26 protein-coding genes are annotated in these 23,874 nt (G+C 37.9%); 8 read left to right on the top strand and 18 right to left on the bottom strand.

Features of this window, described 5'->3' with window-relative positions; translation table 11 throughout:
* Positions 1-55: 55 nt before the first annotated feature.
* Genes ABE099_RS07945 through ABE099_RS07965 form a run of 5 tightly spaced genes read right to left on the bottom strand, consistent with a single transcriptional unit; the run spans position 56 to position 4,058 of the window.
* Positions 56-1,081: a sensor histidine kinase gene (locus ABE099_RS07945; protein ID WP_430029075.1), complete on the bottom strand. Its 1,026-nt coding sequence runs from the start codon at positions 1,079-1,081 to the stop codon at positions 56-58.
* Positions 1,078-1,767 (bottom strand): response regulator transcription factor, encoded by a 690-nt coding sequence (locus ABE099_RS07950; RefSeq protein WP_430029077.1) that lies wholly within the window; start codon positions 1,765-1,767, stop codon positions 1,078-1,080. The genes ABE099_RS07945 and ABE099_RS07950 overlap by 4 nt, the downstream gene beginning before the upstream one ends.
* Before the next feature lie 31 nt (positions 1,768-1,798).
* Positions 1,799-2,518, bottom strand: coding sequence for a hypothetical protein (locus ABE099_RS07955; protein WP_430029079.1), 720 nt, complete (start codon positions 2,516-2,518; stop codon positions 1,799-1,801).
* Positions 2,519-2,535: 17 nt separating this feature from the next.
* The gene (locus tag ABE099_RS07960; RefSeq protein WP_430029081.1) at positions 2,536-3,318 is read right to left on the bottom strand and encodes an ABC transporter permease subunit; all 783 of its coding nucleotides are present in this window, start codon (positions 3,316-3,318) and stop codon (positions 2,536-2,538) included.
* Positions 3,315-4,058, bottom strand: a complete 744-nt coding sequence (locus ABE099_RS07965; protein ID WP_430029083.1) for an ABC transporter ATP-binding protein — start codon at positions 4,056-4,058, stop codon at positions 3,315-3,317. The genes ABE099_RS07960 and ABE099_RS07965 overlap by 4 nt, the downstream gene beginning before the upstream one ends.
* 198 nt (positions 4,059-4,256) lie before the next feature.
* Here ABE099_RS07965 and ABE099_RS07970 point away from each other — a divergent pair, with 198 nt between their 5' ends.
* Positions 4,257-4,550, top strand: coding sequence for a hypothetical protein (locus ABE099_RS07970; RefSeq protein ID WP_210090876.1), 294 nt, complete (start codon positions 4,257-4,259; stop codon positions 4,548-4,550).
* Positions 4,551-4,754: 204 nt separating this feature from the next.
* A complete protein-coding gene (locus ABE099_RS07975) occupies positions 4,755-4,991 on the top strand; it encodes a hypothetical protein (RefSeq protein WP_430029085.1) in 237 nt (78 codons plus the stop codon).
* Between the two features lie 104 nt (positions 4,992-5,095).
* On the opposite strand, the gene ABE099_RS07980 is transcribed toward ABE099_RS07975, so the two are convergent.
* From ABE099_RS07980 to ABE099_RS07995, 4 genes are all read right to left on the bottom strand, one after another.
* Positions 5,096-5,641 (bottom strand): cupin domain-containing protein, encoded by a 546-nt coding sequence (locus tag ABE099_RS07980; protein ID WP_430029087.1) that lies wholly within the window; start codon positions 5,639-5,641, stop codon positions 5,096-5,098.
* Between the two features lie 93 nt (positions 5,642-5,734).
* Positions 5,735-6,748, bottom strand: coding sequence for a phosphotransferase (locus ABE099_RS07985; protein ID WP_430029090.1), 1,014 nt, complete (start codon positions 6,746-6,748; stop codon positions 5,735-5,737).
* Positions 6,749-6,760: 12 nt separating this feature from the next.
* Entirely contained in the window at positions 6,761-7,600 is an 840-nt protein-coding gene (locus tag ABE099_RS07990) for a methyl-accepting chemotaxis protein (RefSeq protein ID WP_430029092.1), read from the bottom strand.
* Positions 7,601-7,645: 45 nt separating this feature from the next.
* On the bottom strand, positions 7,646-8,179 hold the full coding sequence (locus ABE099_RS07995) for a hypothetical protein (protein ID WP_430029094.1): 534 nt from the start codon (positions 8,177-8,179) through the stop codon (positions 7,646-7,648).
* Positions 8,180-8,406: 227 nt separating this feature from the next.
* On the opposite strand from ABE099_RS07995, the gene ABE099_RS08000 reads away from it, so the two are divergent.
* Positions 8,407-8,967 (top strand): GNAT family N-acetyltransferase, encoded by a 561-nt coding sequence (locus ABE099_RS08000; protein ID WP_430029096.1) that lies wholly within the window; start codon positions 8,407-8,409, stop codon positions 8,965-8,967.
* Between the two features lie 162 nt (positions 8,968-9,129).
* Here ABE099_RS08000 and ABE099_RS08005 read toward each other — a convergent pair whose 3' ends face one another.
* Positions 9,130-9,543 (bottom strand): VOC family protein, encoded by a 414-nt coding sequence (locus tag ABE099_RS08005; protein ID WP_430029098.1) that lies wholly within the window; start codon positions 9,541-9,543, stop codon positions 9,130-9,132.
* Between the two features lie 216 nt (positions 9,544-9,759).
* Here ABE099_RS08005 and ABE099_RS08010 point away from each other — a divergent pair, with 216 nt between their 5' ends.
* Positions 9,760-10,206: a hypothetical protein gene (locus ABE099_RS08010; protein ID WP_430029100.1), complete on the top strand. Its 447-nt coding sequence runs from the start codon at positions 9,760-9,762 to the stop codon at positions 10,204-10,206.
* Positions 10,206-10,493: a DUF2653 family protein gene (locus ABE099_RS08015; protein ID WP_430029102.1), complete on the top strand. Its 288-nt coding sequence runs from the start codon at positions 10,206-10,208 to the stop codon at positions 10,491-10,493. Before ABE099_RS08010 ends, ABE099_RS08015 begins: the two co-directional genes overlap by 1 nt.
* Positions 10,494-10,569: 76 nt before the next feature.
* Here the strand turns inward: ABE099_RS08015 and ABE099_RS08020 are convergent, their stop codons facing one another.
* From ABE099_RS08020 to ABE099_RS08035, 4 genes are all read right to left on the bottom strand, one after another.
* Positions 10,570-11,922: a sodium-dependent transporter gene (locus tag ABE099_RS08020; protein WP_430029104.1), complete on the bottom strand. Its 1,353-nt coding sequence runs from the start codon at positions 11,920-11,922 to the stop codon at positions 10,570-10,572.
* Positions 11,923-12,113: 191 nt separating this feature from the next.
* Positions 12,114-13,142, bottom strand: a complete 1,029-nt coding sequence (locus ABE099_RS08025) for an HD-GYP domain-containing protein (protein ID WP_430029106.1) — start codon at positions 13,140-13,142, stop codon at positions 12,114-12,116.
* Between the two features lie 265 nt (positions 13,143-13,407).
* Entirely contained in the window at positions 13,408-14,262 is an 855-nt protein-coding gene (locus tag ABE099_RS08030; protein ID WP_430029108.1) for a prohibitin family protein, read from the bottom strand.
* 89 nt (positions 14,263-14,351) lie between these two features.
* Complete coding sequence (locus tag ABE099_RS08035) at positions 14,352-15,134, bottom strand: ABC transporter ATP-binding protein (RefSeq protein WP_430029110.1); 783 nt, start codon at positions 15,132-15,134, stop codon at positions 14,352-14,354.
* 143 nt (positions 15,135-15,277) lie between these two features.
* On the opposite strand from ABE099_RS08035, the gene ABE099_RS08040 reads away from it, so the two are divergent.
* Positions 15,278-16,117, top strand: a complete 840-nt coding sequence (locus ABE099_RS08040) for a GNAT family N-acetyltransferase (RefSeq protein ID WP_430029112.1) — start codon at positions 15,278-15,280, stop codon at positions 16,115-16,117.
* A gap of 101 nt (positions 16,118-16,218) precedes the next feature.
* Here the strand turns inward: ABE099_RS08040 and ABE099_RS08045 are convergent, their stop codons facing one another.
* The gene (locus ABE099_RS08045; protein WP_430029114.1) at positions 16,219-16,662 is read right to left on the bottom strand and encodes a flavodoxin; all 444 of its coding nucleotides are present in this window, start codon (positions 16,660-16,662) and stop codon (positions 16,219-16,221) included.
* A gap of 414 nt (positions 16,663-17,076) precedes the next feature.
* On the opposite strand from ABE099_RS08045, the gene ABE099_RS08050 reads away from it, so the two are divergent.
* Together ABE099_RS08050 and ABE099_RS08055 are read left to right on the top strand one after the other, a co-directional pair.
* Positions 17,077-17,940, top strand: a complete 864-nt coding sequence (locus tag ABE099_RS08050; RefSeq protein WP_210090862.1) for a class I SAM-dependent methyltransferase — start codon at positions 17,077-17,079, stop codon at positions 17,938-17,940.
* Between the two features lie 4 nt (positions 17,941-17,944).
* On the top strand, positions 17,945-18,673 hold the full coding sequence (locus ABE099_RS08055; RefSeq protein ID WP_430029116.1) for an RluA family pseudouridine synthase: 729 nt from the start codon (positions 17,945-17,947) through the stop codon (positions 18,671-18,673).
* 85 nt (positions 18,674-18,758) lie between these two features.
* Here the strand turns inward: ABE099_RS08055 and ABE099_RS08060 are convergent, their stop codons facing one another.
* From ABE099_RS08060 to parE, 3 genes are all read right to left on the bottom strand, one after another.
* On the bottom strand, positions 18,759-19,187 hold the full coding sequence (locus ABE099_RS08060; RefSeq protein ID WP_430029118.1) for a MarR family winged helix-turn-helix transcriptional regulator: 429 nt from the start codon (positions 19,185-19,187) through the stop codon (positions 18,759-18,761).
* Positions 19,188-19,360: 173 nt separating this feature from the next.
* On the bottom strand, positions 19,361-21,811 hold the full coding sequence (gyrA, locus tag ABE099_RS08065; RefSeq protein ID WP_430029120.1) for a DNA gyrase subunit A: 2,451 nt from the start codon (positions 21,809-21,811) through the stop codon (positions 19,361-19,363).
* A 13-nt stretch (positions 21,812-21,824) separates the two neighbouring features.
* Positions 21,825-23,816, bottom strand: coding sequence for a DNA topoisomerase IV subunit B (gene parE / locus ABE099_RS08070; protein WP_430029122.1), 1,992 nt, complete (start codon positions 23,814-23,816; stop codon positions 21,825-21,827).
* Between the last annotated feature and the right edge of the window lie 58 nt (positions 23,817-23,874).

Below are 23,874 nucleotides of genomic sequence, written 5' to 3' on the forward strand. Positions count from 1 at the left end.
GCATTTAATTCAGCGCACCTCTACCCATTAGGCTTTTCATAAACAGTCATTCCTCTCATTGATAGATTGTCACAGGCAACGCTATTTCGAATGTGATTACCCCGCCATCAACATCAACCTGAATATCCCCCTTCATCGCATTTATGATCGTTTTAGAAATGTAAAGACCTAGTCCGAGATGCCCTTGAGCACTATTCATTTCCTCTGAATAAAATCGATCAAAGATTTTGCTGACATGACTAGGATGCATGGTAGCGCCATCATTTTTTATTGTCAAAATAAAGTTATGTTCTTTTATTTCCATAGACATCATAAATAAAGTTTTTGTATATCGATAACAGTTGCTTAATATATTTTGTATCGCTCTATCTAATGGAAAAACATCAATCAACATCGTAGTCTTATCATGTTCTTCAATTAAATTATGCAAGCTATAATGAATGCCTCTAATTTTACATTCTGATTCCACACTATAAATCATCTCTTCTGTCCATGTATAGCAGCTAAAGTGGTTTAATGATAAATTTAATGCTTCTGGTGTTGCATAACTTAAGTTAAGTTGCTTAGACAAATCCGCTAAAACAGCAAGTTTATTTTCAATAATTTTCAAATATTGTTGCTTTTCCTGTGGTGTTTCCGCTAAATCATCCTGCAATGCTTCTACATATGCTGAAATCGAGGCGATTGGCGTTTTTAAATCATGAGAGATGCTACTAATAAAATTTTTGCGTTGAATTTCAAACTGTTGCTGCTGTTGCTGTTGTTCGTATAATTGACTTCGCATATGGTCAAATGCGGATACAAAGCTCCCGATCTCATCATTTTTGCAATACACGATAGAATGAGACAAATCACCCGATGAAATCAATTGCGCCTCCTCCATTAGCGTCTCTATTGGTTTAATAATCCGATTTTTAATATAAATAATAGTATAAGAGGTGAGAACAACAGAGGGAACGATCACTATAACAAGGAACCACGCGGGAAAGCCAATCGACACAGTTAGCGTCAAAAGTATAAGCGGTAAAATACATAGAATTGAGCATATCAACAGTAGGTTATTAATAATACCCTTTTTCATCGCAATTCCCCATCAAATCGATAACCCACTCCACGTACTGTAGTTATTTCATGAAAAGGGCCTAACTTTTCCCTAATTTTCTGGATATGGATCGTCACCGTATTTATATCTCCATACTCATTTAATCCCCATACATGATTATAAATCTGCTCTTTACTTAGCGCCTGCTTAGGATGTCTTAACAAAAAGGTTAACAGATCCATTTCCTTTGTTGTAAAATTTAGTACTTCATTTTCATTTCTAACTTGTCTAGCTAACAGATCAACGTTTATATTATTAAACTGAAAAGTCTGATGATTGTTATCCTTAGTGGAGTAGCCTTCAATTCTTCTAAATAAAGCCTCAACACGCGCCACCATCTCCTTCATTGAAAATGGCTTTGTCATGTAGTCATCTGCCCCAAGTTTTAGTCCAAGAACTTTATCTAGCTCCGTTTCTTTAGCACTAATTATAATGACAGGGACAATACACTCTAATCGAATTTGACGTAAAACCTCAAGTCCATCTAAATGCGGTAACATTAAGTCTAAAAGAACCAGGTCAGCTTGCATTTTTTTTATCGCTTGTAAGGCATCATTGCCATTTACGATAATTTCGGCATCATAATGCTCTCTTTGCAAATACTTTTTTATCATATTAGCTAGTTCTAACTCATCTTCAATAATGAGTATTGTTTTTTTTCTCATAACAACTGCCTTTCCTTAACCCGCAATGATATTAGGACACAAACAAATCCTTTGTCTTAAATCGCTGTACTGTTATGCAAACTAGGCTTAAAGATATTAGAACAAATATAGCCATCGTCATCAATATTATACTAGATTCTGTATGAGTAGCCACTGGGAGCTGAATTAGCCACATCGTAGGTAAATAAATTAAAATTTGCTCAACAGATTCAAATACAAACATAATCAGAACAATCCCCATAGAAAGTCCAATTGTAACAACTTCACTTTCGGTAAAAATCATAAAAGCCATACTCATACTTGCAAAAAACAAAACACCTGCTAATATCGTAACAACTTTTGGGATAACAAGGTCAAGATCTAGAACCCAAAGGTGGTCATTAGATATAAGCATTAATGTCGTGCTAGTAATGACTATAGTTAGTAAAAATAGAGCTAAACATAGGCTTAATGCGAGAATTAGCTTTGAAATAATATAGCTGCTTCTACTTTTAGCATAAGGGAGGACTGTTTTTAAAAATTTATAGTGATAATCATTAGCAACAATCTCACATATGATGTAACTACAGATTAACCAGCCTATTGGACGAAACGTTGCTAGTACGCCATTTAAAATCTCAATTTCCAAAAGCCCTCTATTAAACATAAATACAGTATACAGAATACTAAATAACACTAGCGCAATCACTATAATCTGGTATTTCCCCTGAAAAAACATTTTTTTTAGTTCAAACTTTAATTGCCTAATCACTACGCCCACCCCTTTATTTAAACAAACAAATCTTTCTTTTTAAATATAAAATAACTAACTACTCCAAATAATAAAGCATAACAAATTAAACTAAACAAACTCATCATAATATAAGTGGATGGCTTCGTTAAAATATCAAGACAAAAGAAATACATCTGACGAATTAAGCTCCAGCGATTTATAACGGGGATTAATTCGAGATATTGACCTGCCATCAGAAAAACACCCATAATTATAGTACTTTCTAGCAAATAATTGGATATCATAGCTACAACTAGAGCCATAAGTCCAAAAACAAAATAGGGTAAGGCTAGAGCTAAACCACTTTTTAAAGTTACAAAAACACCAGATAACCCACTATAAGTAAGAGAAGCGATAACAAGTTGATCCCCCCACCCAAAAAAGAGGGTTCCAACGACATACCCTAAACTAATCATTAAAAAGGAAAGAAATATTGAAAAAAGAAAAATAGAAAAAACTTTGCTAAAAAAATATTCATTTCTTGATACAGGCTGTAGTAGCTGTAATTTAATTGTTCCCGTGGTGCGTTCTTGTACAATAATATGTCCAACATAAATCGCTATAAACACGCCCGAAAACAGGTAACTCCCTTGTAAATGCTGAATTGGAAAAGATTGACCATTTCCCATTGTAAGTACGGTGAGTTCACTTCCATATAATTTATAAAAAATCGCAGATATAATATAATTTACTAAATAAATAGAAGCATATATGAATGTACTTTTAGCAGTTAAAAATCTTTTCACTTCAAAGGAAACCAGTGACTTTACATTGCTCATAAAGACACCTCCTTAACAGACGAAAAAAAGAGCTGCTCCAAATTATTTACTGAATATTTCTCCAACAATTCATTTACCTTGCCACTCTCAATTAAAGTCCCTTTTTGAACAATAGCAACTTTGTTACATAAATCCTCCATCTCTCTTAACATATGACTTGATATAAGAAAAGTAATATTATGTTGCTCCGCTAAGTGTCTCACTAGAGTCTTCATTTCATACAATCCCATCGGATCAACACCATTTGTAGGCTCGTCCAAAATAATTATGTCTGGATCGCATAATAGCGCGTTAGCAAAGCCCAAACGTTGTTTCATCCCAAGCGAAAAGGTTTTTACTTTATCGTTTTTAGCATCCGTTAATTTCACAAGCTCAAGCACTTCATCAATTCGTGTAGATTTAATATCTTTATTAGCTAAGGTTGCGCTTAATTTTAAATTTTGCTTTGCGGTTATATTCAAATAAAAAGCAGGATTTTCAATAATACTTCCAATTGAAGATATCGTTTTTTTCGTATTGCTTGTAATTGAAATCCCATTGATGAGAATATCACCCGCGGTAGGATAAACTAACCTAGTGATCATGCGTAACGTCGTTGTTTTACCCGAGCCATTTGGCCCTAAAAATCCATAAATATCACCTTTTTCAAGACTAAAGCTTAACTTGTTTACAATCACCTTATTTTTAATTTTTTTAGTGAGATTTGTAATTTGCAACACAGGAATTGGATTTGTTTTCACATTACTTCCTCCACAACTTTATTTATAGTTCTTGCTTAAAAATGTACCACCTTAAAATAAAGTTACACTGGCGGAAAAATAAAGTTTTAATAAAGTGGATTCGAATAGTAAAGCAAACAGGATATATGATTCGCACCCCTACAATATTTTTTGCATATTCTGTATTTTAAGTACAGTTATACGGAAGTAGGGACAAAGATGGCTTTTTCGAAAAAAAATAATAAAACGAAAAAACAATCTCCCCGTACAAATCCTAAAAAACCAAAGGGACTAGAATATACAGTGGCCGCGTTATTACTGACGGGAAAACTTAAAGTTGACTCCGTTGAAATATTCCGAGAAGCTTCCTTTGTTGTTACCCTAGTTGGTCAATATAATAGCAACGATATAAATCAGAACAATGTAGAGCAAATGGTTCAATTTCTTGATAATCATGGCGATTTAACGTTTAACGATTTCATCAATGCTCTCAAAAAAAAGGCAGGTAATTAGGAGGGTGAATTATGGATAGCTTTGATGGAGAAAAATTTTCAGAGTTCTTAATTGTTGTTATCCTTATTAGCTTATTTTTTTATGGTTCAACAAATATTGATGATCTAACCACAGCTCCTACAACAACTTAGTTGTTACCACAGGCATAACGCCGTTCCATACTTTCCTTCTTCCCATAAATTATAAAAAAGGAGGAATGTATATATGGAAGCCTACTACACATGTTGTCGTTACAAAAATAGAAAGGTGCGTCTTTTTACATCTCAGGGTCAGCGTTATGAAGGTGTCATCATGGATGTTGATAGAAATAATGTATATTTAAAGCCAATTGGTAGAGGGGAAGTAAAGTCTTCTGGATTTTATCCTAATTATTACAACAACTATAATAATGAAATTTTAACATTAAGCTTATTTACATTATTAGCTATCGTATTAATTTAAAATATAAGAAAACCACCAGTTTCATTTATGCACAATTAAAAAGCACACAGTTCTCCCTTTGTATTATAAAAGGAGAATTGCGTGCTTCTTTGTAATTTATTTCTCTAGCAGTGTCCTTTATATTTCCCACAATCGAGTGGTGGACCTAAAACAACGGATTCATGCAATGGTGCAATCGCTCTTGCGTAATCCTCTTCATTAATGCAATAAGCTCGCCCTAGCACTTCTTTAGGTACGCAGCGTAAAAAGTCTGAGCCGTAAACGATATCTGGTGTTGGCACATCAAAGATGGTAAGGATGTACACATCATTTGTTTCCGCGATAATCCAATGGAACCAGCCTTGCGGAAGAATTGCAACTTGACCTGGTTTTAAATAATACGCCATCACCTTTTGTGTGAATGGATTAAAAACAGCAGTAACAACCTCACCTCGGATAACAACCACCATTTCCGTAGCATTGGTATGCCAGTGTGGTTGAACAATAATTCCTTTGCTTAAGTACACATTAAAAAAACCGTTCTTAATCGCTGGAAGCTGCTCACCAAATAATTGGGTAATGTAATTGTTAGGATCACGTTTATAATTCACAACTTGATTGGAATCAGCCGCCAGGGTTAAGTTTGGAGACTTTAAAATTGGGTCTATCATAGAGTTGAATCCTCCTCATGGGTTAACGTCTAATTTACGTTATGCAGCTTAGGAGGAATGTGCTACACAATAGCCTATAAATTAGCCCAAAGATTAACCCAAAGATTTTAATAGCAACGAGGTAAGCCACTTATCACTATACCGTAATTGTTGTAAATCTTGACTTAGCAGCTCTGCTTGTTGACTTAATACCGACGAAGAATCAATTTGTTCCAAGTACCTGCTTGTGAAATGAAGAAAAACATCAACCTTACGTAATAACATAAGTAACGGAATGACCTTAATTTCCTCTTCTTCAAGCCTCACAAACTGACGGAAACCTATACAAAACTGCTCGATATTGTGTTGCTCAGAATCAGTTCCCTCTCCGTCTCCAAGTAAATCACCTAACAAAACTGCGATCTCCATTACCCTTACATCGTTTGTACAAAATTCAAAATCCAGCCATGCCTTGACTCGTCCTTGCTCAGTCAGTAAATTGGAGTGATTCAGATCTCCATGCACAAGTTGATGCGGTAGATTTCTAAGGTTATCCAACTTAACTATAATCATTTGAAAGGCTTCATAAAGCTCAGCCAATGAACACCGTACATCCCGTAGCGGGGCTGGAGGATCATAACATAAGGACAATAATGTCTCATCGGTACACAAAGGATAGGCCTGCTTAAGCTCATAATAAGGAGGATAAATAGGAACCTGTTCTAACTTGATCTGGCTTAACGCTAGCGACAATTCCCCTGTTGCTTCACCAAGCACGCTTGGCAACAGTGCATCACGTTCTCCCATCGACGCTCCCTCAATATATTCAAATAAACAGGCATAACGGCCTGAGCTGTCAGGGACTTGAACAACAGTCTCCCCATTAAGAGTAGTTAGTGGTTGAGGTACTTGGAAACGATAGGTTTGTTGCCCCAACAGCTTTAACACATGGTGTTCAAACTTTATTTTTTTTATATCTTGATGTGTGTTATAAATACGTACTACAGCTTGTTTGGGACCCTCTTGTACAAAATAGGTTGTATTATTCCAGCCACCCTTACCTTCTTTTTGTTGTCCAGTCCAATTTTCCCAATATTGCTGCACAATCTGTTGTACTACTGTACTCATTCAAGATCTCCTTTATATTAGCTGAGCCACCTCTTTAATATTTTCAGCCGAAGAGGCTAATTGCTGTGCCGAAGCCGCGATTTCCTCCGTAGAAGCTGCTTGTCTTTCACTTTGAAGGAAGCAATCAGATAAAGTAACATCAAGCTCTTTAAAATTATTTTGAATCGCATTTAAAATTTGCTCGATTTCCTTGGTAGCCTTTGTACTAGAGTCGGCCATTTTTCGAATTTCCTTAGCAACAACACCAAATCCACTCCCATGCTCTCCTGCATGAGCCGCCTCAATGGAAGCATTGATACTTAATAAATTAGAGCTGTCTGCCACTTGCTTAATGAAACTTAAAATTTCGTCAGTTTTGTGCAATTCCTCAAGTACCTTTACTGCTAAGTTTTTAACATCGTTAATGTTGTTAGCGAGTACAGTTGCAGTCCCTGCAATTTCGTCAGTCACAGTTCTAATTTCGCTGGAGCTTACAGCCAAATGCTCTGCTGCCCCATTTAGAGCAACCTGATTTTTAAGGCTAATTCCAACTGTAAATACACCCGTTACATCTCCTGTTTCATTCTTAAGAGGAAGAGAGGTAGATTTAAATGGAGTCCCATATACCGCTTCACCTATATTTGATGACACAACCTGTTGGGTAATCAAAGCCTGTTTTATCCCACTTTTTTCAGGGACAGCCATCCCTTCATCTGCATGAATATCAATCTCTTTACCAGCTAAGTAATAAAGAAATTGCTCCTTATCTGTTAGCCCAAACATTACATCAAGCGGAAACACCTGCTGAATAAGCGGAAGAGAAATCGCAAGCGCTTCTTTAATTTGGTTTAAATCCGTTGTTTTATTGTCCAATGTAAACATCTCCTACGGTTCAGTTAACTGCTGTTTGTTTCGATTCTATGAATCTTGCTTTCCTTCAACTGCACATAATAAAATTGCAGCAGCCATAGCTAACCGGCGGTCAAATTGTAAAGTAGTATCTGCTGATAAATCTAAATCGAGTTTTGAAACAAACGGATTCATATTGCGTTTATAAGTTGCAACCTGCTGTTGACCAATAAAAGTATAATAGGTTTGAGGTATCAAACTAGATAAAAAGCGACGTAAAAATGCCTTAAACCGACTGTCTTCCTTAATAAGCCCCCTTTCATTATCGTTATTGTCCAAAATGATCCATTCATCCTTGAAAATAGATTTCATTCCTTTACGCTTTAACGCACCAACCGTCTCCCCACTTTGACTATCAACCACATCATATGTAGCAGAAAAATCGATATAATTTCGCGCTTTAATTCTAATTAACTCTTGCGTTTTACTTTCATCAGTATAAATAGCAATATCTTCTTTTAATTTGAACGCTTTAAGCTGAGCAAACATGATCACATTTTGATTCTCATCAAAAACATGAAGCTTAGCCCCTACTAAAGCCATTACCTTCCTTCTAATGTGGTATTTGCTGTGATTAAATCTAGTATCCATACTTCCATCCTTCCCATCGCAAAAAATTAAATTTGTAATAATTAAATTATGAAGACACATGAAGTAATTCTATTATAACGGGAGTTAACAGAAATCTGAATGAATTATCACACAAGTTCCATTTTATTCATATTTTCTGTTATACTGTTAAAAATCATTTAGGGGGCGTATCTATATCTATGTATAATCCACACAATAAAACGATCGAAACACTTAGACTGCTGCTTAGACCATTTTTAGCCTCAGATGCACCAATAGTGTCTGAATTGTGTAATAACTATAACATTTATAGAAGTACACTTTCCTTACCTTATCCTTATCATGAAAGTGATGCGACAGCATGGATTGAGAGGCAAGAGGGTAATTTCTCTAATGATATTATGTATCAATTTGCAATTACAGATAAAGAGACACAAGAGTTATATGGAGCGATTGGAATAAGCAACAACCAAGGGTATGAGCATGGTGAATTAGCGTATTGGATTGGTGAAAAGTACTGGGGGAAGGGAATTGCAACTGAAGCAGCTAAAGCCATGATACAGTTTGCGTTTAATGACAAGCAATATCATAAGGTATACGCAACACATTTCGCTTCAAACCCTGCTTCTGGAAAAGTCATGCTGAAGGCTGGCATGGTGCATGAAGGTACACTTTATCAACACGTAAAAAAGGAAAATAAATTTGAGGATCTCGTTTATTATGGAATTATAAATGAGCACTTGACAGCCAACCGGAACTAGCGAAGAGACAGAGAGATTCTCGAGATTGTCTCTTAAAATCAAATTCCACCCATTTATTTACCCCAATCAAGGGAATATGATTTTAACAACAATTGAAAGAACTCTCTGTATCGTAGCTACCACCCATCAGTCATTGTCAAGTACTGATTTATATCATAGAGCCTATTTTTCCAAATTAAATTGCCACTGTATACCAAACTTATCAACAATACTGCCATAAAGCTCGCTCCAAAATGTTGGCCCCAGCTCCATAATTACTTTTCCACCATCCTTGAGCTTTTCAAATGCTGACTTAAGTTCATCAGCACTTGTTAACGTTAGGCTTAAGCTAAAATTATTTCCTTGTGTAAAGGGCATACCTGGAAAAGTATCTGAAAACATGAGAGTACTACCACCTATACTTATACGAGTATGCATAATTAAAGATTTAGCTTCATCTGGTATTGGATGACTAGGATCTGGCTCCATTTCCCCAAAGGTCATAATATGTGGCTGCTCTAGCCCAAAAACTTCAACATAATAAAGAACCACCTCTCGACAGTTCCCAGCAAAATTTAAATAAATATCAAGCGACATCTACTCACTCCTTCACAATAATTAAACATTGTCTTCATTTGTCCTATATTTCCACACTCATTTAAGCTTTATGCACCATTAACCTCATATTTAATTTTTGATCTATAAAAACATAAATTTTAAATAAAATTGAAACCATTTTAATAGATACACGTAGAATTAGCTAGACACTAGACGATTAGGGGTCAAACTTTTTTTGGAGGGTATTTACTAACGATGATGAAACTAACCAAACGTATTTCTTTAGTGATTGTCGCTTTAACTGTTTTCTTTGCAATGGTATCACCGGATTTAGCAGATGCTAGACGTGGTGGAGGGTTTAAATCAGGTACTCGAAGCTACACAACAACACCAAAAAAGAAAACAGATAGTGGAATCCGAAAAACAGATTCATCAAAAAGTAGCACAGGAAGTACAGGCTCTACCGCTTCAAATGGACGTGGATTTTTTAGTGGGGGTAGCTTGTTTAAAGGAATGATGATGGGTGGTATTGCAGGTTTACTATTTGGCTCTATGTTCTCAGGAATGGGGATGATGGGTAACATTTTAGGACTTGCTGTTAACGTGTTTGCTATATATATCATAGTTATGTTAGTAATGGCATTATTCCGTAGAAAACAACCACAGCCCCAACCATCCGATGATCGGGGTACACGTTACTAATGTCACGACTTATTTTAAGTATGGATGAAATCATCAATGCAATCTGTATTCATATTGCAGAACGAAATGACATTCAGCCTACTGAGGTTCAGGTGGAGTTAAGCTGGGAGGAAGATGCAGGATACAGTGCTGAGGTGTGGGCTAAAGCACGTAATCAATTCATGTCAGAATCCCAGATGATTGAAGCAATCATTCGTTATGTTCATTCTGAATATCAAGCAAGAGTATTCCGTCAGGATGTACAGCTTGATCTTGATGAAGAAATTACAGCAATCATACAAGTATAACGTTACTAAATTTAAAGGAACCCTAGGCAACTATTAATAGTTGTCCTTGAGTTCCTTTTTTAATGAAACTTATATGTTATTCAAACTTAATTACCCCTGATGTATGAAGCAAAACTAATAGTACTAAGATTGGTGCAATGTAACGTAGCATAAATAACCAAATCTTAAACCAAGTTTGATTTAACCCAGACTCTTCAGCGATATTTTTCCAAAAGTAACCGGCAAAAATTGTCACAATCAGTCCAATAAATGGAAGTAAAATGTTAGAAGCAATGAAATCCATTGCATCAAAGAAACTTACACCAAACAATGTTATATTTTTTGCTAAGCCAAGCGATAATGCCGAAGGTAAACCTAGTAGGAAAACTAAAATACTCATAATCCAAACGGAACGCGTACGCGTCCACTGCCAACGTTCCCTCGCATAGGCTACTGGAACTTCTAGTAATGAAACAGAAGATGTAATTGCCGCTATCGCAAGGATTACAAAAAATAATCCCGCAAAAACACTTCCAGCAGGCATTGCAGAAAATGCTGCGGGTAAAGCCTCGAAAATGAGAGAAGGTCCCTTATCAGGTGCAATCCCAAATGAGAATGTGGTTGGGAATATGATTAATCCTGCAATAAATGCATAGATTAAATCCCCTGCCCCTATAGCTAAAGCAGCGGTACCTAATGATTGCTCCTTATTTACATAAGCTCCGTATGTCATTAAAATGCCCATACCAAGTGATAAAGAGAAAAAAGCATGTCCAAGTGCAATTAATGCAGCTTCTGGACTTAGTGATGCAAAATCAGGTTTTAAGAAAAAGTTTACGCCTGCTCCTGCCCCAGGTAATGTTAATGCTCGAATCATTAAAATAATTAATAAAACGACCATGCCTGGTAATAATACTTTATTAAACTTTTCTATCCCACCAGAGACACCTTTGATTACAACCCATGCAGAAATTAGAATCGATATCCCCTGCCACATGATAGGTAAGTATCCTGAACTAAAGTTAGCAAAAACTGCACTATAATCGCTATCTTTAAATAATTGACTTGAAAAAGACAACATCGCATAATGCAGTGTCCAGCCAGCAATAATGACATAAAAAGATAATATAATAAATGGTGCAATAATCTGCAGTATCCCTAAGCCATTCCATCCCTTTTTCCCAGTTATTTTGGAAAAAGCGGTCGCTGCGCTGGTTCGTGAGCTACGACCAATCGCAAGCTCTGCAAGCAAAACAGGCAAACCTATAATAACTAAACATACGATAAATAGTAAGAAAAATGCTGCCCCGCCATTTTCCCCTGTAATATATGGGAATTTCCACATATTTCCTAGCCCTACAGAGCTACCAATTGCAGCTAAAATAAAGCCTGCGGAAGAAAATCGTTCTTGCTTTTGATCGTTCTTGATTTTATTTTTATTAAAACTCATCTAAACCTCTCCATCTTCTTCAAAATGTTGCATTTTACAACAACCCCCCATTTTATTGTAAAACACTTATCGTCTAGTATACCCCATCCCATTAACTTGTTAAAAGGATAAATTACATGCAATTTCATAGATTCCGACATAAACAGACAAAAAAGCTCCACCCATATCCAGCATGAGTAGAGCTTTTATAGCTATAAATAGATCTCTTCAATTAAAATGTTACGATTTTTTGCCAAATCAACAAACTCGGTCCCCACCTTGACAAGTGGTCTAAAAATATCATTTGGATTGTTGAGAACAATGATGCCCTCTTGGCCTGTATTAAGTAAAGCCTTTTTACTAAGAATGTTTGGTAATAAGTTTTGCATCAAAGCTTGCACAGGTCTTTCATTTAGCTTACCAAATCCTAACTCATAAATCTTTTTTAATACACTTAGGAAGCCTTGACTCCCTTTTCCTTCATACTGTGATGTAAGTTCAACATAAGTATTGGCAACGGCTACAATTTGAGAATAAGGATGAACTGCATTTTTTCCAAGACCTAACGGATAACCTGTACCATCCTCAAGCTCATGATGCTGTAGCGCAACTAAGGCAATACTCCCATCAGACATCGAGTTACGAATAATATCATAACCGTATCTGGTATGGTTTTGCATTATTTCAAGCTCCTTACCTGTAAGCTCTCCTACATGATCCCGAATGGCATGAGGAACTTTACTTTTGCCGATATCATGCAAATATCCAGCTTGACTTATTTCGTAGCTCTCTTCCTTTGAATATCCAAGCCATGTTGCTATGTAATAGGATAATAATCCAACTTGTAAGGAGTGATTATAAATTGTTACGTCTTCACGTCCAAGATCAAGCAATAAACCAACTACATTTTTACGACTATCTATTTTTTCAAGCAATGTCTCTAGTCTTTCCTGCACCTTATCAGGATTAAATTTCCCTTTGACTAAAGAATCCAAAAAAATACCTTGATATGCCTGAATGGTGTAATCAAAATCTTCCTTGAGCTTCTGATAAAACACCTCTTCTTCCGTTATCGTAACTTCCTCTTTGTTTTCCTTTAATTCAATATCAATCATATCAATACTATGGCGAATTAATAACGCAATTTCTTCATTCCGAATGACAGTCCCTTTAGCTAAAATATGTAGACCTGCCGAATTAAAAATATCGGATCGCAGCTTATCCCCTGTTTTCAAATCCATGACGTGAACTAACAAACGAGTAAGACCCCCTTCTATTCATCTATACCTATTAATATCGAATCAATATCAACAAGACTAAATAGTTCAAAACACCCTTATTTGGGTAATTTTCTTACATAAATTGATGGGAAATCAAGAAAAAACAATTCTATAGTCCTATTTTTAGTTTGAGATAAAAAAATACTTCTCTAGTCAAGTTGGGATTAACGACTAAAGAAGTATTTTTTATAATTGTAGACTGTTAAATTTCAAAATAATTTTAAGTTTATTTCGATTGAGATGATGAAAATTGATTAATATCTACAAAAGGCGTAGCTCCACCTGTAACTTGGGGTAACTTGCCATCCCATTTTTCAAGTGCCTTCTCCTGAACCTCGATTTGTTTAAGTTGTACTAGCTCTGGCGTAACTTCTTGCTTTTTTAGTTTTAATGCTTCTGCTTCCGCTTGTGCCTGCGCTACCTTTTGCTTCGCTTCAATTTCAATCCGCTTTAGGTCATTGCTTGCTTTAAGTGCTTGCTGTTGCGCTACCTGCTTCGCTTCAATGGATTGATTAAATGCATCTGAGAAGTTAAAGTTAACGATGTTAATCTCATTCACAACCAAGTTATATGTCGCTAGACGTTTTGTTAAATCCTCATTGATCTCCCCTGCGACCTTGTCACGTAAAGAAATCAGCTCCTCAGCTTGGTATTTAGCAGTTACTTCCTTAATAATTTCCTGAATGGCAGGATTTATAATCACAGTATCAAAATTAGCACCGATATCATTCATCAGCTTATATACCGACTCTTTATGCACAGAATAGTTTACGACGACATGTGTGGAGACAGGCTGCAAATCTTTAGATGATGCTGTTGTATCTGTCTCTGTCTTCGCGACCTGCGTATTGACCTGAATTACTTCTTGAACAAATGGCATTTTCAAATGTAGCCCCGGTGTGAGTACTTTGTCATTTAGTTTCCCAAACGTCTTATACAGTCCTACATGTCCATACTGTACCTGAGCAACACTATTAATTCCCACTACAATCAACACAAGCACAATGATAATCCCTGCAAAAATTGCTCCTGGATTGGGGATCTTTTTTAAATTTCTCGTCGTATTTGTTTCTGCTGCCATAGACTTCCCTCCATTTTATCTCTTTCGTCTTTAAATCTATATCGTCTTTATTAAAATTTATTACGAATGAGAAGGAGCTATGGTTTCATTTATTTACGGCGCAGCCAGACACGATCATCTTCCCAGTTCACAGCTACAGGCATCTCAAAAAATTGAGATAATTGCTCATCATTAAAAACATGTTTTGTCTCTCCACTCCCAAAAACTTCACCTCTGCGAAGTAATAACGTATGTGTAAATATAGGCAAAATTTCTTCCGTATGGTGTGTCACATATAATAAATGAGGGGCTTGTTCGCTAGAAGCAAGCTCCGCAATGCTATCCAGCAGCCCTTCCTTGGATATAAAATCGAGTCCATTTGCGGCTTCATCCAGAATTAACAGCTTAGGTGATGCCATTAGCGCTCTAGCAATAAGTAATTTTTGTTGCTCCCCTTGCGAACAGGTGGCATAGGTCCGATCTTTGACATGCACAACACCCAGCTGTCGCATCAATTTATCTGCACGTTCGTAATCCTCTTCTGTTGGAGATTGGTACAAACCAATCGTTGCATATTTGCCACTTACGACAAGCTCTTGGCTTTTTTGTGAGCGATGGAGCTTTTCTTGAAAGGAAGAGCTTACCCAACCAATCGACTTTCTTAATTCCCTTAAGTCAATCTGACCAAATTTGTGCCCGAATACCGATATTTCCCCCGTTGTGGGCCAAATGTAACCATTTAGCATATTAAGCAATGTCGTTTTACCTGAACCGTTCAAGCCAAATAACGCCCAATGCTCGCCTTGATTCATTTTCCAATTTACGTTAGTAAGAACCTTTTTTCCATCTCTAACCCAGCTAATATTGTTCATTTCAAAAATAGGTGTCGTCATAATGTGGTTGTCCCCCTAATCATCCTGTTAATCTATTTATTATTGTATCAGCTTAGTATAAACGTTAAATATAATATAAGCTAAGCCTCTAGCCTTTAGATTGTCAAGGTATTATACTGATTTAGATTGGAGTGTGATTAACCTTGAAACATAACATTTTACATTTACAACATATCGTAGAGCAGCATGACAACCTCTCACTGAAGTTAAACTGGGATATGTTGGAAGCACGTGATGACAATGAAAATAGCTTTTACCATCTGCATGAAGGCCAACTCGTTGGATTTTTGGCTTTGTACCCTTTTGGAGACAAGGTTGAAGTGTGTGGGATGGTGCATCCTGATTATCGTAGACAAGGGATTTTTACTAGGTTGATTAAAGAAAGCATTACGATAACTCTTGAGCAGCAATACAAGGAGATTTTACTGAATACACCTGTCAAGTCATCATCTGGTGTAGCATTTTTACGACAAATACCTTGTCAATTAGGTTTTACAGAATATCAAATGAAGTACTATCCACTAGAGAAAATCGATGGTGCAGCTCAGAATGTTGATCACTTAGATCAGTTAATTAAGCTAGATCCTTATCAGCCCGAACTTCATCAGCAATTTTTTGTGCAATTAGATATGGAGGGCTTTGGAGAAAGTCACGCGACAGCAAGCAAATATTACGAAGAGTTAAGTTTAATCGACAAATCTCAATACTTTGTTATTAAGAAGGAGCATCAGTCCGTAGGAAAAATTAGAATTTCACCTGAAAGTGAAAATGAAGTTTGGCTATATGGTTTTGTCATTTCGGCAGCAAGGAGAGGGCAAGGAATTGGTCGAGCTGTACTCGAGCATATAGTCGATCGTGAAGCCAAGCTTGGCATTGACGTATGGTTAGAGGTGGCGTTAACTAATGATCATGCTCGTTACCTTTATGAATCTGTAGGTTTTCAAGTACAACACGAGCAAAGCTACTATAAGTGGAGCAAATAATCATTTTCCCTAAAGAATAATCTACAGAAAAACAGAGAGATTGTGAAAAAAGTAACTACTATTCTCGTAACAATCCTCTGTTTTTAAATTATTTTAGTTGTTTACTTAATTTTATTTACAAAATCAATTCCGAATTGCCGACATATCTCTCGATCATCTCCTGTAGGAGAATATTCGATTTTTAAGCCAGGTTGGGTTATCGTCCCCCCACGCTCTACAATCTTTTTTTCTAAAATATCTACAGAAGCACAAAATTGCTCATAGGTCGTATCTCCACTACCAAAAGTGGCTGCATAAATTCCCGTTAAATCTAGCTCATCCATTTCCTCATAAAAATCAAGGAATTCATCTGGCAACTCTCCATCTCCCCAGGTGTATGCACCCAGACAAAAAGCATCATATTCTGTTAAAATCGAAGCATTACAATCCATTGCATCCTTTACTATCACTTCATGTCCTGTTGATTTAATGCCTTCCGCGATCAGATCAGCAATATCCTCTGTATTCCCTGATAAACTGGAATAGACTACAATATATTTACTCATGTTATGCTCCTCCAAATTTGGCTCAAACAAAAATTAGTGGTTGCTAACTTCAGGGGGAAAGCAGCCACGGTGCAGAGGGTGGCTTCGCCCCCTCTTACAGCCTGATTTTCTTGAATGAGATCGTTATCGGTTGAAAAACAAGCTGTAAAGGCGGACGTGTTCACTTCTCCACCATCCCTCTACCCCTTCGCTAGTTTTGTTTCCTCTCAACCACTAATTTCTAAGTTAAGCCTCAAATTTTAAATAAAAACCTTTATATTCAGTTTATTGATAATGATTATCAATGTCAACATAAAAGACTAATACTAAACAAACGATACTTAGGGTAGCATGTCAATAGTCAAATGAGTTACAATAACATCACTATGGTTTATTTTTAAGAAACGGTTAAATTGGAAGGATGATTAAACTTTTATGTATGTAGCAAATGAATGGATTGACTATGAAGTGATCGATACTGGAGACGGTGAAAAATTAGAACGTTGGGGCGATATTATTTTAAGACGTCCAGACCCTCAAATTATTTGGCCTAAAGGATCAGATAAAAAATTATGGAATGATGTACATGGTCACTACCATCGTAGTTCATCCGGTGGCGGTGAATGGGAAATGAAAAAATCTATCCCTGACCGCTGGACTATTTCATTTAAAGATTTGCAATTTTATCTTAAACCAACCAATTTTAAGCATACAGGATTATTTCCTGAGCAAGCTGCTAATTGGAGCTGGATGATGGACAAAATCAAAAATGCAAATCGTCCTATTAAAGTATTAAATTTATTTGCATATACGGGTGGAGCTACGGTTGCAGCGGCGTCAGCAGGAGCCTCTGTGGTGCATGTCGATGCGGCAAAAGGTATGGTGCAGTGGGCAAAGGAAAATCTTACGTTGTCTGGTATCGGCGATCGTCCTGTTCGTTTTATTACTGATGATGTATTTAAATTCGTACAACGTGAAGAGCGTCGTGGCAATAAATACGATGCAATTATTATGGACCCTCCTTCCTATGGACGTGGACCAAATGGTGAAACGTGGAAGCTGGAGCAAAGCTTGTATCCATTTGTAGAATCCTGCTTATCTATTTTGTCCGATCAACCTTTGTTTTTGTTAATTAACTCCTATACAACTGGATTATCTCCAAGTGTTTTAAATAACATTTTGAGCATGACGATGAAGAAAAAATATGGAGGCTCCATTTCAGCAGGTGAGCTAGGCTTGCCGATCACAAAATCAGGCTTCAACCTTCCATGTGGCATTTTAGGACGTTGGGAGGAATAACGTCTTGCATGATATTTCAATTTTGTATGAGGACAACCATCTACTTGGCATCGTAAAGCCACCAAATATCCCCACACAAGGAGACAGCAGTGGTGACCTAGATCTATTAACGTTGCTCAAGGATGATCTTAAAGTTCGTTATCAAAAACCTGGCAATGTGTACCTAGGACTTGTCCACCGTCTTGATCGTCCAGTAGGTGGGGCAATGATTTTTGCCAAAACGTCAAAAGCGGCTTCAAGACTGTCCGATGGAGTTCGAACAAGAAAGTTTGAAAAGTTGTATGTTGCTATCGTTAGAGGTATCCCCACTTCTTCCGAGGGAACACTACAACATTATTTGTTGAAAAACGAAAAAAATAATACGGTATCTGTCGTTGCTAAAGGAACCCCTGGCAGCAAGGAAGCAATTTTAAACTATAGCGTTCTTGGCACCACTTCAGGAGCGCACCCACTGAGCCTTATTCATATTGAACTACTCACAGGTCGCTCCCATCAAATTCGTGTGCAAATGAATGCGATGGGTTGCCCCTTGTATGGTGATCAAAAATATGGTGCACAGGTAAATAAGCCTGGGCAGCAAATTGCACTCTGGTCCCTCTATGTAGGTGTTCCTCATCCTGTTACAAAGGAACCAATTGATCTGATCTCGCTACCACCAAGGGAATTTCCTTGGAGTGAGTGGGACGAGGCTGTTTATAGTCGCAAGCTGCCAGTGCTACGTAGTACACAGTGAGTACACAGTAACTAACATAAAAGACACCGCCATGAACATTGTAAACTCAACGTTCTTGGGGGTGTCTTTTTACAATAGAATAAATTTACTCTGAGGAAACAGTTTCTTTTTTACTCGTAATTTTCCCCATTAAATAAATAAGCAGTTGTTGATTATGTGTAGATAAATGATCTAATATTTCATTTAAGTAAGCTCTTCGAACCTCGGTCCCTCTTTGTACTTCCTGTAATCCACTCTCTGTAATATAAATCCATACAATACGACGATCTGCTTCATCCCGTTCGCGGCGTATAAGCTCGCTTCGCTCCATCCGATCTAACAGCATCGTCACAGCCGCTGGTGTGGTTGTGAGAAATGGCAACAAGTCAGATGGCTTTAACGAACCTTGCTCCACTAATAACTCAAGCACAGTGAACTGAGCTGTCGTTAAAGTTGGTGCTAAATGCTGCTCCATGTGACTTTGATATTCCTTCATGAGGACATCAAGTAATCGGGCAAAACTGTCAGCATGCAATATATTCGCCCACCTTCTCTAAATAAATGTATTTGACCTTTATTCGCTATGATGCTACAAAACTCCTGCCTACTTCCAAATTTCCCCTCAATTATAAGTGGGTTGTAACCTAATATAACTCATAAAAAAGCAGCTAGCTTAAGGTTATCCCTTTACTAACTGCTTAACAACAATTAATTGATTTCGTTCCCTTGCTTATGAAGAATATCAATAATCTTCTCTTGCTTTTGCAATGGAACTAACTGCTTCCCAATCGATTTCCGATCATCAATAGGTGACTTCTCAGAGCTAATCACATGTGCCTCTCCAGCTTCAGTTATTAAAACCAATTCCAATGCTTCTTTTGTATGGAACGCTTTAATTAAGGCATTGCCATTAGGCTTGACTCTTTTTCCTTCTTTAAATTCAAAGGTTTGAACGCCTTTGCCACCTCGGCTTTGAATTGGATAGTCCAGCAATAAACTTCGTTTACCGTAGCCCAAGTCTGTAATGACAAGGAGTTCACCTTCATCACCTTCCACCCAAATTGCGGTAGCAACAGTGTCATTGTCTTTTAATGTAATCCCTTTAACACCACCAGCAACGCGTCCCATGCTGTTTACCTCTTGCTCATTAAAGCGAATCGACATCCCTTGCTCGGTAATTAACACAATATCCTGGTTGTTATGACTAACCTGAACGCTAACAACTTCATCTTGAGGACCTACTTTACAAGCCGCAACAGCACCAGAACGTTTCGTCTCGTATTCCTTCAGTTCTGTACGCTTCACTTGTCCTTGCTTTGTGACGAAAACAAGACTAATGCCTTGTTCATCAAAGCTTTTTACTGGGATGACACTTATAATTCGATCCTCTTTCGACAACGGAATTACGTTAACAATCGCCGTCCCGTTATCCTTCCACTTAAATTCTGGAATTTGATGCACAGGCAATAAGAAGTATTGACCACGCTGCGTAAATACTAATATATTTTCAAGCGTATTCACTTCAAATAGATGCTTAATATAGTCGCCGTCCTTAACGCCACTAGTTTCTAGCTCCCCACCCGAACGGGTAAATGAAAGCATACTTGTCCGCTTAATATAGCCCTCATTTGACAAGGCAACAAGTACATCCTCCTGTGAGACGATAACTTCAAGGTTAACCTTTAATTCTTCAATCTCATCCTGAATGACAGAACGTCGCTCCACGCCATATTTATCACGGATCTCTACTAATTCCTTGCGAATAACTGCAATTAATTTTTTATCACTTTCCAAAATACCACGCAAGACAGCAATTTTCTTCTGTAGCTCATCGAGATCCTTTTGCAGAGCGGTAATTTCGAGATTGGTTAAGCGATATAGCTGTAACGCTAAAATGGAGTCCGCTTGACGTTCAGTAAAGCCAAACATCCATTCCAGATTTTTTTGAGCATCCTGACGATTTTTAGAAGCCTTAATCGCCGCGATCACTTCATCCAATATATTGAGTGCCTTTACTAAGCCTTCTAATACATGGGAGCGATCCTCCGCCTTTTCCAAATCGTATTGCGTCCGAAAAGTCACTACTTCACGTTGGTGAGCAATATAAGCCTCAAGCATCGCTTTAAGTCCAAGCTGTCTTGGTGCTTTTTTAACAATCGCAACCATATTGGAGTTATAGGTGACCTGTAAGTCCGTTTTTTTGAATAGGTAGGCAAGAATCCCTTGCGCATCCGCATCCTTTTTTAGCTCAACAACGATACGAAGTCCATTACGTCCTGATTCATCACGAACCTCAGCAATGCCTTCTACCTTTTTCTCTAGTCGAATACTTTCCATCGCTGTGACTAGACGCGATTTAACAACCTGATACGGAATTTCAGTGATAACAATTTGTTGCTTTCCACCACGCAAGCTCTCGATTTCTGTCTTTGAACGTAAATAAATTCGGCCTTTCCCTGTTTCATAGGCTTGGCGAATTCCATCTTCGCCCATAATAATGCCACCCGTTGGGAAGTCTGGACCTTTTATAAACATCCTGATCTCATCCAAAGTCATTTCTGGTTTTTCCATCAAAGCAACACAGGCATCAATAACCTCACGTAAATTATGAGGGGGGATTTCAGTTGCAAAACCAGCAGAAATTCCACTAACCCCGTTCACAAGCAGATTAGGAAATCTTGCTGGCAACACAACTGGCTCCATCGCTGTATTATCAAAGTTATCCTTAAATGGCACTGTTCGCTTATCAATGTCTCGCAAAAGCTCTAAAGCAATATGAGACAAGCGTGCTTCTGTGTAACGCATCGCTGCTGCGGGATCATCATCCTGAGAACCCCAGTTTCCATGCCCATCTACTAACACATGTCCCATCTTCCAAGGCTGTGCCATTCTAACCATACCGTCATAAATCGAGGAATCCCCATGGGGATGATAATTCCCCATAACGTCCCCTACCGTTTTCGCAGATTTGCGATACGGCTTATCAGGTGTATTGCCAGAGTCATACATTGCATATAAAATTCGGCGTTGTACAGGCTTTAATCCATCACGAACATCAGGAATGGCGCGGTCTTGAATAATATATTTGGAATACCTGCCGAACCTGTCACCTACAACTTCTTCCAGATACGCTGGTAAAAAATTCTCCAACATGCTCAAATCAAGTCACCTTCTATTCCTCATACTCTGTAAAATCTACATTTTCAATAATCCAGTTTTTACGTGGATCTACCTTATCGCCCATTAGCGTGGATACTCGGCGTTCTGCTTTCGCAGTATCAACAATTTGTACCTGTAACAGTGTACGTGCCTCAGGGTTCATCGTTGTTTCCCATAGCTGATCTGGATTCATTTCTCCAAGCCCTTTATAGCGCTGAAGCTCGTAGTTTTTTCCAAATTCCTTTAAATAGTTTTGTAGCTGCTCCTCAGTCCAAGCATATCTGACAGTCTCCAGCTTACCTGAACGCCTTGTGATTTTATATAAAGGTGGCTGTGCAATAAATACCTTACCTTCATCAATTAACGGCTTCATATAACGGTAAAAGAAAGTGAGCAACAATACTTGAATATGCGCACCATCTGTATCCGCATCCGTCATAATAATAATTTTGGAATAATTGCTGTCACCAATCTCAAATTCCGTTCCAATGCCTGCACCAATTGCTGAAATGATGGCACGATATTCATCATTTTTTAAAATGTCTGCAAGCTTCGCCTTTTCTGGATTCAGCGGTTTTCCCTTTAAGGGCAAGATCGCTTGAATTTTAGAATCACGTCCTTGCTTTGCAGAACCACCAGCAGAGTCACCTTCAACAATAAATAGCTCATTACGACTAAAATCTTTAGATTGTGCAGGGGTTAGCTTACCACCAAGGTTAGAGCCCTCACTGCGCTTTTTCCCTGAGCGCATCTCATCTCTAGCTTTACGTGCCGCTTCTCTAGCTTTAGCAGCCTGTAATGCCTTTTTAATTAAGGATTGACTGATCTGAGGATTTTCCTCTAAAAAGACTGCCAATTTCTCTGCAACAATCGCATCAACACTACTTCTTGCAGAAGCACTACCAAGCTGATCCTTCGTTTGACCAACAAACTCCACCTCAGACATTTTGACGCTAATAACAGCCATCATGCCTTCACGTAAGTCGCCACCTTCAAGGTTTTTATCCTTTTCCTTTAAAATGCCGTTTTTACGAGCATAATCATTCATTACGCGTGTATAGGCGGTTTTGAAGCCTGTCTCATGCGTCCCTCCTCCACGTGTGGGAATGGAGTTTACAAACGAAGCTAATGTTTCGGTATACCCTGCGTTATATTGCAAAGCAACCTCAACCTCAATGTCATCACGCTCACCATAAAAATGCACAACCTCATGAAGCACATCTTTGCCTTCATTAAGAAATTGTACAAATTGGCTTGCACCACCTTCATAATGGAACTCATCTGCACGATCAGAGCGTTCATCCTTAATTACAACTCTAAGCCCTGAGTTCAAAAAGGCAATTTCTTGTAAGCGCTCAGCAAGTGTTTCATAGTTAAATGAGATTCCACTTTGAAACACTCTTTGATCTGGCTTAAATGTCACCTTGGTTCCTGTGCGATTCGTATTTCCAATCACTTCAAGTCCTGTTACAGGCTCGCCCACGTGTTCATTTCCTTGCTTATCTACCCAATACTCAAAGCGCATACGGTGAATCTTGCCCTCACGATATATATTAACTTCAAGCCATTCAGACAATGCATTCGTAACCGAGGCACCAACGCCATGAAGCCCCCCTGATTTTTTGTAACCAGAGCCACCAAATTTCCCACCTGCATGTAAGATCGTATATACGACCTGAGGTGTAGGAATGCCTGTCTTATGCATCCCCGTTGGTATTCCTCTTCCATTATCAAATACGGTAATCGAGCCATCTCGATTTAACGTGATCTCAATTTTCGAACAAAATTTTGCTAAGTGCTCGTCAACAGCATTATCAACAATTTCCCATACCAGATGATGAAGGCCCGACGAACTCGTACTACCGATATACATACCTGGTCGTTTGCGTACCGCGACAAGCCCTTCGAGCACTTGAATGTCGTCCGCCTCGTATCCCGAATTAGCACCACTAGGAACTTTACCGGAAGTGGCATCCGCATCGAATAAATCGATTTGTTCCGCCATTCATGCTCCCCCTTTAATCTTCTTTATGTAATACTTATGATTACTTGCTTGCTTCATG

The organism is Paenibacillus turicensis, from assembly GCF_050461185.1.
GTDB lineage: Bacteria > Bacillota > Bacilli > Paenibacillales > Paenibacillaceae > Fontibacillus > Fontibacillus turicensis_A.